Source organism: Providencia sp. PROV175, from assembly GCF_032707045.1.
Lineage (GTDB): Bacteria > Pseudomonadota > Gammaproteobacteria > Enterobacterales > Enterobacteriaceae > Providencia > Providencia hangzhouensis.
Map to the genome: position 1 here is coordinate 4,432,048 of NZ_CP120533.1, position 14,273 is coordinate 4,446,320.

The following is a 14,273-nucleotide window of genomic DNA, read 5'->3' on the forward strand; positions in this document are numbered from 1 at the left end:
AAAATAGCCAATTTTTAATCAATTGACGGATGCTAGCAAATGGAAAACGACATTTCTTAGCGATTGTTGCAAAATGGCGTCTAAAAATAGGTAAGTTGTGCGATATACCTCAAAATTGGTAAGGTTTTAGAAAAGCTGTACGGCTCTATCTATGAGAGCAGGTCACCATAGTGCCAACCTACTCTCATAAAAACCGCTTAGTCGTTACCAAATAAATCGCGGGTATAGACTTTCTCTGCCACATCTTCCAGCTCAGGCACCATCCGGTTGGCTAAAATAATGTCGCTTTCTGCTTTGAAAGTCTCTAAGTCACGAATAACTTTAGAGCGGAAAAATTCATTTTCTTTTAAAACAGGCTCATACACCACCACTTCGATACCCTTGGCTTTGATGCGTTTCATCACACCCTGTACCGCAGAGGCGCGGAAATTATCAGAGCCAGCCTTCATCACTAAGCGATAAACACCGACTTTACGTGGTGCTTTAGCAATGATTGCATCGGAAATAAAGTCTTTGCGGGTGCGGTTCGATTCCACAATGGCGTTAATCAAGTTATTTGGCACGTCATCGTAGTTAGCTAACAGTTGCTTGGTATCTTTTGGTAAACAATAACCACCGTAACCGAATGATGGGTTGTTATAATGGCTGCCAATACGTGGGTCTAAAGAGACCCCTTCAATAATTTGGCGTGCATTTAAACCACGGCTTTCTGCATAGGTGTCGAGCTCATTAAAGTACGCCACACGCATCGCTAAATAGGTGTTGGCAAACAGCTTAATGGCTTCGGCTTCGGTGCCGTCGGTAAATAACACGGGAACGTCTTTTTTAATTGCACCTTCAAGCAGTAAATCCGCAAAAATTTTCGCGCGCTCAGAACGCTCTCCTACCACGATACGGGACGGGTGCAAGTTATCCCACAAAGCGCGGCCTTCACGTAAAAATTCAGGAGAGAAAATCACGTTGGTATAACCAAATTCTTCACGTAAACGCGCGGTAAAGCCCACCGGAATAGTGGATTTTACGATGATCGTCGCTTGCGGGTTAATTTCATTCACATCATGAATAACAGACTCAACCGATCTAGTATTGAAGTAATTGGTTTTTGGGTCATAGTCAGTTGGTGTAGCCACAATCACGTACTGAGCGCCTGTGTAGGCCTCTGTTTTATCTTCTGTAGCGCGAAAATTGAGCGTCTTTTCCGTTAAAAACTGCTCAATTTCTGCATCAACAATCGGTGATTGATGGTTGTTTAACATCGCCACTTTTTCAGGGATGATGTCCACGGCGACCACTTCGTGGTGTTGTGACAGCAACATGGCGTTAGATAAGCCGACGTAACCGGTTCCTGCGATTGCTATTTTCAAACTTGCCTCTCAAATCCTGCTAAAGATGTTACAGCTTATTGATATTATTGGTGGTAATAAGAACGATACCAATCCACAAATGCCTGAACACCCTGCTCAATAGAAACTTGTGGGCGATAACCTGTCACATTAAACAAGTCTTCTGTATCCACCCAAGTGGTGTATACATCACCCGCTTGCATAGGTAAAAAGTTTTTAATCGCTTCTTTACCCAGTGCTTTTTCCAGTGCAGAAATAAATTCAATCAATTTAACGGGTTGACCATTACCAATATTATAGATTCGATATGGCGCGCTGCTTTCTGCAGGTGATGCCGAATGATTATTCGGGTTCGCTTGTGGAATTATATCTGAAATACGGATCACACCTTCGACAATATCATCAACAAAAGTGAAATCACGACTGAGATTGCCGTTATTATAGACATCGATAGGCTCGCCCGCCAAAATAGCTTTCGTAAACTTGAATAAAGCCATATCTGGGCGTCCCCAAGGGCCATAAACCGTAAAGAAGCGCAGCCCTGTAGTCGGCAACTGATATAAATGTGAATATGAGTGCGCCATTAATTCATTGGCTTTCTTTGTTGCCGCATAGAGTGAAATAGGGTGATCGGTTGCCATGTCCGTGGTAAATGGCGTCTTATCGGTTACTCCGTACACCGAACTTGAAGAGGCATAGACCAAATGCTTCACTTTTGCTTGGCGACAGCCTTCTAAAATAGCGAGGTGACCAGTCAAATTACTGTCTGCATAAGCAAATGGGTTTTCCAATGAGTAACGGACCCCCGCTTGTGCTGCTAGGTGAATGACTCGGTCAAATTGCTCTTGGGTACACAATACCCGAACGGTTTCACGGTCAGTGAGGTCAAGATGAATAAAGCGAAATAAAGGGAACTGCTCCAATAAATGTAAACGGGATTGTTTAAGCCCTTGATCATAATATGCATTTAAGTTATCAATCCCAACAACTTCATGTCCGTCCTCTAATAAACGCTGGCAAAGCTTAAAACCAATAAAACCCGCACTTCCCGTGACCAAATATTTCATATTCATTGTCTTCTAGCGTTAAACCATTCTTAAGCTCTGAATGAGCACCAAATTTCACAGAAAAAATACCTAAAATTAAGACAAAAATAATAACGAATGGTTTTGTTATTAAAACAAGAAAGCCTAAAAAAATAATAAATTTTAAGAAAGTATTAATATTTTAGGTAGGAAATAACAAAAAAGAGGGGATCAGCCGTAAATATCTACGGCTGATAATAACATACTATTGCATATCACCTTTATTGGCGTTAGCCGCTTCTAAAGTTCCATAAACATAGTTACGGTAGCTATCAAGTAACTTCTGGTCTTCACAATCATTCAGCTTGCCATCACATAAGTGACGCATTTTGATGTTGGCCTCATAAAACGGGGAAATTTTTAAATTTGCCCTTTCTAACAAAATTCCGCCTAAGAAGGAAATATCCGTTAACTGCCCTGTTTTTATCGTAGTCCCTGATTTCAAATTATCCCGCAAAGTAAATTGTGTTAGGTAAGCGGGTGATGAAAATGAAGAATTATACTGATTTAAGCTAATACCTGGTTGATGGTCTCCAAAATATAAAAACATCAACGGACGCTCACGTTTTTCAATAAATTCGGCGAAATCACGTATTGATGCATCTGAAGTGACGATTTTGTCCATATAATGGCTAAATTCGCCTGCTGCATCTGGGTTTTTAATTTTATCTTTTATGCCATAGTCATCACTGTGATTCTCTTTGTAAGGGCCATGTTCATACATTGTAAGAGAGAAAATAAATACGGGTTTATCTGTTTCTTTAGCTAAGATTTCTTTTACGTATTTCAGCATGTCATCTGTGCTGATCGTCCATAAATTATCCTGCAGTTTTCCTGGGTAACCAAGTTCTTGTGGTTGAATAATTCTATCAACCCCAAGCGTTTCATAGGCATGGCCTGAATGGTATGCACCTTTATTAAAAGGAGTAAGTACCACAGTATAATAACCGTTGGCCTTCATTTCTTTGAATAAGCTATTTTTAAGGTGGTCAACGATAAAATAAAATACACCGCTTTTTTGCGCACCGAAATCATCGCTATTTAAGCCAGTTAAGGCGGAGAATTCAGATAACCAAGTTCCCCCTCCAAAAGTTTGTACCCGCATCTGACTATGTGCACTAACGCCACTATCTCGCTGGAACATAAATAAATCAGGAAGCTTGGTTCCTTCCGGTAAATTATAAATATGTGGGTCAACGGTAGATTCTTGCAATAATAAAACGATATCTGGTTTTTCTGATCCCACATTATTGTCTAAGGAAACTACCGCTGCTTTCTCCACAAAGTAATCGGCTGAACCTGCAAATTCAGGAGACTGATAACTCGCATTTTGTGCTGACATAATAATATTGGTCACTGTCCCTCGGCCTTTTGGCAACGTCTGAGACCATCTGTCATAATAATGTGAGCTTGTGAAGTTAATACCAAAGTAACCCGCAACAATAAGAACAACACCAATAACGCGAGTAATCTTTGATTTACTTGGTTTGACCAACCGCCAACTAATCACCCCATTGATGACTAATAATATAAGCAGCCCAACCAAGGCGACACCCGCTAACCAATAATGGCCTAAGGTTCCCATATTGGAAGTGTCCGTCATGATATTGATATCACTAAAGAAGAGCTGTTCTTTGTAATAATGAACTTTTAACTGATTCAAGAATTTAATGATGATAAATAATGTACTGGTAATCACCACAGAAAATAACCAGCGGGCTGTTAACACCATTAAAATACCGAATAAAACGGCATATACACTGACCGATATGAGCACAGGATAAATTACGCTACCTTTTTCAAAAACCAAGAAAAGGGAGCCAATAAAGATCAATGCCAGATAAAAGCCTGCAAATAACTTTTTCTTCATCAGTTTTACCACAAATTTAATATTGGAGGTTGCTATGAGGCACTACTATAACGGATCCAAACACTCAATTTATTCAACGAAAATGCCTTTGTCTCGTAAATGGTGACCATCGCCTTTACGACGAGTAAAACCGCTTTTATCAAAAAACTCAAGAATTTGAATAGCAAGCTTACGGCCAATGCCTAATTCGTTACGGAAATCAGCTGCAAAAATGGCCTCATTTTCCAAGCAATAGCGATGAATCAATGAAGCAAAATAGTTAATTTGCTCATGGCTATAATAGCGGTCACGAACTATCGCTGTAATTAATCCCATTTGCGCAGCCTTTTTTAGAACGCGGCGCATCGTATTTTCTTCATAACCACTTTCTAATGCTAAATCACGGACCCACCACGCCTCGTTACGCGAAAATAAAGGATGTATTTGCTGCCAAATTAACTGCTGTTGCGCATCAAATACCAGCCCATGTTGGGGCATATGTAACCAACCTCGAGTTTGCTTAATAACATTTTCATCAATGAGGTCATTAATGAATTTAAATGTTAACGCCTCACTCATGGAAGGTAGAGCCATACGTTTTAAACGAGCTTTACCCACACCGATTTGGTCACTGTGTATCTCATTAAATTTCTCAAGGGTTTGAACAATGCGATCTTTTGCTATTTGAGCTTTAAATACGGATAAAACATGGTTTCCAACACGTTCTACATCTGATTGTGATAGCAAATTATCTAACGCGTCATGGGTGAGTTGCCGTGCCCAACTGTAATCACGTAAATTAAGTTCACCTTGAGGAAGTTGTAACTTAAAGTGAGCCAGCTCATCTTGTTCTCGGCAAAGCTTAGATAACCAATCCAAAAACTCTGGGAGCCTTTTGCCTCGGCGTGGAGAAACCAAACGTATCACGCGAGCACCGCCTAACGTTTGGCGAGCGCTAATATCACGGATGATTAATCGGTCATTCTCTACTAACCATAATGGGGTATCTAAAATTAACTCAGCAAGCACGGGGGTTTCACCTTGCTCCACTAATAATGACACTCGCCCAGTGATATGGCTCGCACCATGATAAAGATGCACAGGCTGCCAGTGCTTAATTAAGGCATCGCATTCCAATTCGACAATAACCCGTGTTGCAATGAATGCAGGTTGCTCCGCAAGTAACCAATCACCTCGGGTAATATTTTCTTTATCAATATCGCCCGCCAAGTTTAAGGCCACGCGATCACCCGCAACAGCGAATTCAGATGTTTGGTTTTGCCGATGAATGCCTCTGACACGAACTTGCTTATCTGCGCCAGTCACCCAAAGTGACTCGCCAACGTGAATTTTTCCTGCTAATGCGGTGCCAGTCACCACTATCCCTGCGCCTTTTACCAAAAAGACGCGGTCAATGGCTAAACGAAAACGACGTTGGGTATTAGGATGTGAACCACTTTGCTGATGAAGTTGTTGCAGATATAACCGCAGCGCATTAATGCCACGGCCATCTTCAGTAGACGTAATAAATAATTTTGCGTCAGGCCAACCTTGCTGAGACAGCTCGGAGGTGACTTGCTCAGTAACTTGTTCAATTCGTGAGTGATCGACTCGGTCAGCCTTCGTCAATACGACACTGACATTTTCACAGCCTGCTAGTCTTAAAATCGAAAGGTGTTCAAGGGTCTGCGCCATTACCCCATCATCACAAGCGACAACCAAAAGAGCATGGTTTATGCCGCCAATCCCAGCCAACATATTGGCTAAAAACTTTTCGTGTCCAGGAACGTCGATAAAACCAATAGAACTCCCATCTGGCTGTGGCCAGTAGGCATACCCTAGGTCAATGGTCATGCCGCGCTTTTTTTCCTCGGGAAGGTGCGCGGTATTAACGCCAGTAATAGCTTGAATTAAAGAAGTTTTACCATGGTCAACATGGCCAGCTGTCGCAAAAATCATGAAAGTAAAGCCTGTAATAATGCATGTTCATCATCAAGACAGCGCAGGTCAAGCCACAATTTACCTTCTTTCATACGCCCAATCACAGGTTGAGGTAACTGACGCCACTGTGTAGCGAGTTGCTCTAATGTGCCACCTTTTCCATTTAGCGGTGTAAAGGTTACCGCAAAGCTAGGAAGCCGGTCGATGGGAAGTGAACCGCTCCCTATTTGTGAGAGACAAGGCTCCACTTCAACAATAAATTTGTCCCCGTAAAAGGCTTGTAGAGCAACAACTATGCTTTCTGCGCTATCACGGATCGTCTCAGGGTCTCGGGTCAACCAACGCAATGTGGGTAAATCTGTTGTGAGTTTCTCAGGAGTTAGATACAGTTTTAGTGTTGCTTCTAGCGCAGCTAAAACCATTTTATCAACCCGCAAAGCTCGTTTTAATGGATGCTTCTGAATTGCATCAATCCATTTTTTCTTCCCTAAAATGATCCCTGCTTGTGGACCACCGAGAAGTTTATCTCCAGAAATTGAAACTAAATCAATGCCTTGAGAAAGATAGCTTTGTGGCATCGGTTCTGCGGGTAGCCCATAAGCTGTCATATCAATCATCGAGCCGCTACCTAAATCAATTGCTGTCGGTAATTGGTACTTTCTACCTAACTCTGCGAGTTCTTCACCTTCAACTTCAGCCGTAAATCCTTCAATGCTGTAATTGCTGGTATGCACTTTCATTAATAATGCAGTTTGATCATTAATCGCATTCTCATAATCACGTAAGTGAGTCCGATTCGTGGTTCCCACTTCAACTAATTGGCAGCCAGCCTGCGCCATCACATCAGGCACTCGGAAAGCTCCACCAATCTCAACCAATTCACCCCGAGAAACAATTACTTGCCGACCATTTGCAACTGTTGCTAATAATAATAAAACGGCTGCTGCATTATTATTAACAATGCACGCATCTTCTGCGCCAGTGAGTTCACACAGCAAATCAGCAATCGCACGGTCACGATGCCCACGCATCGCGCCATCTAGAGAATACTCTAATGTGACAGGCGAACTCATCACCTGGCTAACCGCATTCACTGCGGTGGTCGACATTACCGCACGGCCTAAATTGGTATGTAGCACTGTACCGGTCAAGTTAAACACGTTTCTTAGCGCACTTTGCCCTAAAGCTTGATAGCGTTGAACTAACTCTTTGACCCAATCGTCCTGCCAAGCAGGTAATTTCCCTGCCTGTGCAATACAGGCTCGAGCTTGCTCCTGCATCTCACGTAAACATGCCGTGACCCAATGAGCCCCTGATTGTTCAACCAATATCTGAACTTCATCGAGCTGCAATAATTTATCAATAGCAGGAAGTTGACGATATAAAGCCAAGTCTGATTCAGCCATAGTCACAATTCTCTTTTACCGCTTATTTTTCACCAGGGAACAAGAACGGGTTAATACTACTACGCGCAAAGCCTTCTTCTTCCATGCGAGCATCTAAAATAATTGATGCTAAATCATCAGCAACAGCTTCAACTTTGGCTTCTTTTTCTTGATAAAGAATCTTCAGATAGCTACCACAATCACCACAGCTTTCCGCTTTAACTGCTGCATTTTCATCATCTAATGACCAATAATTTAATTTACCGGTTTGCTCACAGTTACTGCATTTTACGCGCACCATATGCCATTCGGTTTCACATAAATTACAGTGTAAATAACGTAAACCTTGTGAGGTGCCAATTTGCACAATACTCGACACTGGCATGCTATTACAAACAGGGCAGAAATGACGATGGTCACCATGTTCCGCACGCGCTTTACCTGGGATATTTGCGGCCATTTGCGCCCAGTACACCGATAGTGCAGCCCAAATAAACATCGATTTATCCGCAGGCACTTTTTCAAACTCTTCATTCAGCAAAGCCGTTGCCATACCTTCAAGTTCTGTTTCAGAGGCTTTATTCAGGTTTTCTAATGCAGGTCGCACAGACTCAGGCACGACTGGCATTAATTCAGCAATAATTGCCGTTAATAATTTGTGCCAATGTGTTGTCCGTGGAAATGTTTTTGCATCCAATGGCGAATTATTAGTATTTGTTGTGCGTTCAAGGATAGAGACCATATCCACTTCTAATGGATTATCATGCTGTGCATTATGTTGGGCAGTTGCCACTTCAGCTGCAAAATTCAGATAATCTGCAAAAGGATGTTCTCCCGCACCAAGTTCTTTTAGTCGCTCAGCACGGCGCTGATATAAGCTTTTTAAGTTAGGAAACAGAACTGGTGGAATAAAACCAATTCCCTTTTCTTTCAATCTTTCTTGTCCTAACTCTTCTTTAGGAACGATACGAATACCCATTGCGTTCTCTCTTTTCTATTTTTTTATAACGACAATTCCCGAGAAAAGGCTATTTATTTTCTCGAAAGCGTTTTTGCTCATCATATTTATATCCGCGAAAGCGGTTCTCTAACATTCAGGATAAAACAAAAGTCACCTTGAGGCTACTCTGGCCCCTGAATTATCCATTCCATTAACCCGTAGTAGATCAAGGTAAATGTAAATCAGGATGATGATTGTTTTATTTGATATAAATAATTTGTTATCACTAGGATAAAAATAGTGAAGTTGAGGTTTGAAGTGGTTATGACTGCAAGGCGCTCAATATCATAGTCGCTCTATTGTTAGTTAAGAGCGACCTATTCAAATTAAATTTGTCTTTAATTACGTACTAAAACGACAGGGTAAGAATTGAATAAATAACCATCAAAATTAGGGTCGTCAACGTCCGATAGCTCAAGTAACCTTTGCTTTACATTCTCCAAATGCTGCCACATAGCTTCTTTTGCCGCTGCAGGATCTTTTTTGATCATGGCCGCTAAAATGACTTCGTGATCCGTCATCCATGCTTTTCGATAGTCTTTATCTGTGATGCGCGCGTGTAACTTTTGCCACATCGGGTTGTTTTCACGCCACTCCCATGATTGTTTCAGTAACTCGACTAACATACTATTATGCGTTGCTTGCGCTATCGCAAGGTGAAACTCACGATCTCCTATTTCATCTTCACCTGTTTTTAGTTCATCTCGTTCTCTTTTAAGCGCTTTACGCATATTCGCAATATCTACAGGGGTAACTTGTGTTGCTGCGAATTCTGCAATATTGCTTTCGAGTAATTGACGAGCTTGAAGTAATTCAAATGGCCCTGCGGCATTAAGAGCAAGGCCGTCAGATTTATCCTGCTCACCAATTCCCTTGTCCTGAGGCAGTGCAATAACATAAACCCCAGACCCCTTACGAACTTCAATAAGATTTTCAATTTCTAACATAATCAAAGCTTCGCGTACGACTGCACGTGAAACATCTAGCATTTCAGCAATTTCCCGCTCCGGTGGAAGCCTGTCACCAATCGCATAGCTCATATTAGAGATCATTTGGCGTAAAGCATGGCCGACTTCCTGATAGGGGCGTTTATATTCAGTAAACTGTGTCATTACATTGGCCATTCAATTAAAACTTAACTTTTATTATATTTAGTTTAACAGATATTGGTCGACCAAAAATAGTTTTGTACTACACAAGTGCAATAAAAAACAAATAAAAAGGCGCAGAACAATAAATTCCGCGCCTTTTCAAATAACTAGCACTAATTACGATGTTGCTAATGAGTTATCTTGATTATGCCCATTTTCTTCCGGTTCTTTTTTTTCTTTAATAAGGATCCACAATACTGCAGCACCAATTAAATCAAAAACAGCTAAAGCCACAAAGAATGGACCAAAACCGATGATACCAACAAATGCACCGATGAATAAATTAAAGATTAACTGACCAGTCCAAGCACATGCACCTGCCATACCAACAGCTGTTGCAACTTCGTTCTTTTTGAATAAATCCGCACCGAGAGTGGCTGCAACTGTTGATAATAGCTGGTGAGAAAACCCACCAATACTAATAAGTAAAACAGCAACATATGGATTCTCAACAATACTCACTAAGCCAATGGTCGTCATCAAAATGGCACCAATGGTAAAAGTAATACGGCGCGAGTTAATTAATGATACTCCACGGTCATTTAAAAACTTGGCAACAAAACCACTTGCCAAGCAACCTAAATCTGCCATTAGGAATGGCAGCCAAACAAACATTGCGATTTCTTTGAGGCTAAAATTTAGTGTTTCTACAAAGAAAATAGGTACCCAGAAGTTAATCGTTCCCCAAGCCGGGTCAGCAAGAAAACGAGAAATCCCAATTCCCCAGAAATTACGTTGTTTCAAAATATTTGTAATAGACGTTTTTTCTTTCTTAGATACCTGAAGATATTTTTCTTGTCCATTTTCGATATAAGCACGCTCTTCATCGGATAATCTTTTCGCATCTTTAGGGTCTTTGTAAAAGAAAAACCAAATAAATGCAGCGATAATGGCCAATATACCCGAAATGATGAAAGCAAATTCCCAGCTATGAAATAGGATAGCCCAAGCAATTAATGGTGGCGCTAACATGGCACCAAAGGATGTTCCCATATTGAAAACACCAGTTGCGATGCCTCGCTCTTTCGCTGGAAACCAAGTTGATGCAGTTTTCACACCGGCAGGAATTGCGGAGGCTTCACTGAACCCCATAATCCCTCTCATAAAGGCTAAACCTTGCCATGAGCCTGTTAATGCATGCCCCATAGTGGCTAAACCCCAGATTAATGCACAAATAAAAAATCCTAATTTCAAGCCAATGGTGTCAATAAAAAAACCCATTATTGGTTGACCAATTGTATAGGCTAACTGGAATGCACTCACAATCCATGAATACTGTTCCTTTGTGATCCCTGTAGTTTCCATGATGGTTGGAGCAGCAACACCGAGTGCGGTTCTATCTAAGTAGTTAATTATGGTAATGAAGCAAACCAGAAGAATCATGTACCATCGATAATGTTTTAACTTTTTCATAATCAGCCTTTTACGTTTTATATTTTTCTTGTAATCCTGAATGAATAAATGGTTAGCCCCGTTAAAACCAAATTGGTCAACCAGTGGTAAAAATAGTTTTAAATTGATAACTCTTCTATTTTATTGTTCGGATTCTGCATAAAACAAAGGCTTTATTTTGTGAGCTGCCTCTTACTTTGTGATTGGTCACCCAAATTTAATAGGTATTTGTGATCTGGTTAACCAAACTGGTTGACCTCTATAGATCTTAAAACAACATCGTGGCACAATTTTTATAAAATAAGTGAACTGACTATCGGTTCCAAAATACGGCGCGACAAACTTGCAAAAAAGCTTATTAGCCGATTAAGAAGCATCTGTGAAATATAAACGAGGTTAAGTATGAAACAAACTTGGCGTTGGTACGGGCCGGCTGATCCGGTTTCTCTATCGGATATTCGTCAGGCAGGCGCAACAGGAATTGTAACGGCACTTCATCATATACCTAATGGTGAAGTATGGAGTGTTGACGAAATACAAAAACGCAAAGACTTAATTGAGGCCAACCAATTAGAGTGGGCGGTAGTGGAAAGTATTCCTATTCATGAAGATATCAAAACACATACTGGTGACTGCGATAAATGGATAGAAAACTACCAACAATCAATGCGTAACCTCGCAGCTTGTGGTATCCGTACAGTTTGTTATAACTTTATGCCAATACTTGATTGGACTCGCACTGACTTAGAATATGAGCTCCCAGATGGCTCAAAAGCATTACGTTTTGACCAAATCGCTTTTGCTGTATTTGAGATTTACTTATTACAGCGAGAAAATGCGGAGCAAGATTACACCGCTGAAGAACAAGTTCTGGCAAAACAACGTTTTGAATCCATGAGCGATGAAGAGAAACAAAAGCTCATTGGTAATATCATCGCGGGCTTACCTGGTGCAGAAGAAGGGTATACCCTTGAGCAGTTCCGCCAACACCTAAAACGCTACGCAAATATCGATAAAAATAAATTACGTGAACACTTTGCTTATTTCTTAAAGAAAATAATTCCAGTTGCAGAAGAAATTGGTATGAAAATGGCGGTTCATCCCGATGATCCTCCTCGCCCAATTTTAGGTTTGCCACGTATCGTCTCAACAATTGAGGATATGCAATGGATGGCAGACACCGTTGATAGTGATGCAAACGGCTACACAATGTGTACAGGCTCCTATGGTGTAAGAGCTGATAACGATTTAGTGAATATGATCCGTACCTTTGGTTCACGCATTTATTTTCTGCATTTGCGTTCAACATTACGAGAAGATAACCCAAATACATTCCATGAAGCGTCGCATTTGGCGGGCGATGTTGATATGTATAATGTGGTTTGCGCTATTGCTGAAGAAGAGCATCGCCGACTACAAAGTGGCTCAGGTGAATTGATCCCTATGCGTCCAGACCACGGACACCAAATGCTTGATGACTTAAAGAAAAAAACAAACCCAGGTTACTCCGCGATAGGCCGCCTCAAGGGGCTCGCAGAACTGAGAGGGCTAGAATTAGGGATCCATCGCGCATTCTATCCAAAAAAATAATCATTCACCGTTGTACCTGACAGGCGGTCACATGATATTGGCCGCCAATCAACAGGGAATCATCATGGAAAAAAATATCGTTACTGCGGCAATTAATGCTAATCGCCCAAACTGGACAACAGACCGCCTAACCACCCGTATCGTGCATCTAGGTTGTGGCGCTTTTCATCGTGCTCACCAAGCGCTCTATACTCACCACGTGTTAGAAAAAATAGACAGTGATTGGGGCTATTGTGAAGTCAATCTCATGTCTAAACATGATGCGGCTTTGATAGAAAATCTTAAGCAACAATCCATGCTTTATACCGTGGCAGAAAAAGGTGAAACGCATACCGAATTAAAAATTATTGGCTCAATGAAAGAAGCGCTGCACCCGCTCATTGATGGCGTTGATGCCATTCTTGAAAAAATGGCTTCTCCTTCTGTCAGCATTGTTTCTCTTACTGTCACTGAAAAAGGTTATTGTGCCGACCCCGCAACAGGGAAATTAGATACAAATAACCCACTCATTCAACAAGATTTATCAACGCCAAACAATCCCGCCTCAGCGATTGGCTATATCACTGCGGCTCTAAAACGAAGATCTGAACGCAAACTACCGCCATTTACCGTACTTTCTTGTGATAATGTTCGCGAGAACGGCCATGTCGCTCGAGAAGCGGTTTTAGGATTAGCGAAATTACAAGATGCTGAATTAGCCCAATGGATAGAAGACAACGTCACATTCCCTTGCACTATGGTTGATCGCATTGTTCCCGCAGCAACAGAAGAAACCTTGGCTGAAATAGCAGAACTTTTAGGTGTTAAGGACGATTGTGCTATTGCTTGTGAACCTTTCCGCCAATGGGTCATTGAAGACAACTTTGTCAATGGTCGGCCAGAATGGGATTGTGCCGGTGCACAATTCGTTGAAGATGTTGTTCCATTCGAACTGATGAAACTAAGAATGTTAAATGGTAGCCACTCTTTCTTAGCCTATCTTGGCTACTTAGGTGGATACGCACATATCTCTGATACCATGACTAACCCCGATTATTGTCGTGCCGCTCATGCATTAATGTTAAATGAGCAAGCACCAACCTTGGTTATGCCAGAAGAAACTGACTTACCTGCCTATGCCAATAATTTAATTGAACGCTTTACGAATCCATCATTGAAGCACCAAACATGGCAAATCGCGATGGACGGTAGCCAAAAACTCCCACAGCGTTTATTAGACCCAGTCGCATGGCATATCGAAAACCAATCTGATTATCGTCATTTAGCGTTGGGGATCGCCGGCTGGATGCGTTATGTCGCAGGTGTAGATGAACAAGGCCAAAAAATTGATGTCCGTGACCCGCTTGCTGATACATACGCCACCATTTATGCGAAACATGGGCTAACTGTTTCAGTTGTTGATGATTTACTCGCCATTGATGCCATTTTTGGTACTGAGTTACCTCAAAATCCACACTTTGTCGCTGCAATTAAATCAGCTTATCAACAGTTGCTTGATATCGGCGCGCGCCAAGCCGTTGCTAAGCTTTAAATTGGA

The 14,273-nt window shown here is 41.5% G+C and carries 10 protein-coding genes; 2 read left to right on the forward strand and 8 right to left on the reverse strand.

All coding sequences use genetic code 11. The annotated features are described in order from the left end of the window. Positions 1 to 197 precede the first annotated feature (197 nt). The 8 genes from P3L44_RS20360 to P3L44_RS20395 all read right to left on the reverse strand — a co-directional run bounded on the left by P3L44_RS20360 (position 198) and on the right by P3L44_RS20395 (position 11,167). Positions 198 to 1,364, reverse strand: a complete 1,167-nt coding sequence (locus P3L44_RS20360) for a nucleotide sugar dehydrogenase (RefSeq protein WP_004906857.1) — start codon at positions 1,362 to 1,364, stop codon at positions 198 to 200. 44 nt (positions 1,365 to 1,408) lie between these two features. Further along, positions 1,409 to 2,410, reverse strand: a complete 1,002-nt coding sequence (locus tag P3L44_RS20365) for an NAD-dependent epimerase (RefSeq protein ID WP_272662492.1) — start codon at positions 2,408 to 2,410, stop codon at positions 1,409 to 1,411. A gap of 223 nt (positions 2,411 to 2,633) precedes the next feature. Next, complete coding sequence (locus P3L44_RS20370; RefSeq protein WP_140172666.1) at positions 2,634 to 4,298, reverse strand: LTA synthase family protein; 1,665 nt, start codon at positions 4,296 to 4,298, stop codon at positions 2,634 to 2,636. A gap of 69 nt (positions 4,299 to 4,367) precedes the next feature. After that, positions 4,368 to 6,236 carry a selenocysteine-specific translation elongation factor gene (selB, locus tag P3L44_RS20375; protein WP_272662493.1) on the reverse strand — a complete coding sequence of 623 codons (1,869 nt, stop codon included), beginning with the start codon at positions 6,234 to 6,236 and terminating at the stop codon, positions 4,368 to 4,370. Next, positions 6,233 to 7,624: an L-seryl-tRNA(Sec) selenium transferase gene (gene selA / locus P3L44_RS20380; protein WP_215954299.1), complete on the reverse strand. Its 1,392-nt coding sequence runs from the start codon at positions 7,622 to 7,624 to the stop codon at positions 6,233 to 6,235. Before selA ends, selB begins: the two co-directional genes overlap by 4 nt. A gap of 22 nt (positions 7,625 to 7,646) precedes the next feature. Continuing rightward, positions 7,647 to 8,582: a formate dehydrogenase accessory protein FdhE gene (gene fdhE, locus P3L44_RS20385; RefSeq protein ID WP_140172669.1), complete on the reverse strand. Its 936-nt coding sequence runs from the start codon at positions 8,580 to 8,582 to the stop codon at positions 7,647 to 7,649. 359 nt (positions 8,583 to 8,941) lie between these two features. Further along, complete coding sequence (locus P3L44_RS20390) at positions 8,942 to 9,715, reverse strand: FCD domain-containing protein (protein WP_410480040.1); 774 nt, start codon at positions 9,713 to 9,715, stop codon at positions 8,942 to 8,944. A gap of 156 nt (positions 9,716 to 9,871) precedes the next feature. Next, a complete protein-coding gene (locus P3L44_RS20395) occupies positions 9,872 to 11,167 on the reverse strand; it encodes an MFS transporter (protein ID WP_125893750.1) in 1,296 nt (431 codons plus the stop codon). A gap of 381 nt (positions 11,168 to 11,548) precedes the next feature. On the opposite strand from P3L44_RS20395, the gene uxuA reads away from it, so the two are divergent. Next, positions 11,549 to 12,736, forward strand: a complete 1,188-nt coding sequence (uxuA, locus tag P3L44_RS20400; RefSeq protein ID WP_239354655.1) for a mannonate dehydratase — start codon at positions 11,549 to 11,551, stop codon at positions 12,734 to 12,736. A 64-nt stretch (positions 12,737 to 12,800) separates the two neighbouring features. Continuing rightward, positions 12,801 to 14,267 (forward strand): fructuronate reductase, encoded by a 1,467-nt coding sequence (locus P3L44_RS20405; RefSeq protein ID WP_215954303.1) that lies wholly within the window; start codon positions 12,801 to 12,803, stop codon positions 14,265 to 14,267. Positions 14,268 to 14,273: the final 6 nt, after the last annotated feature.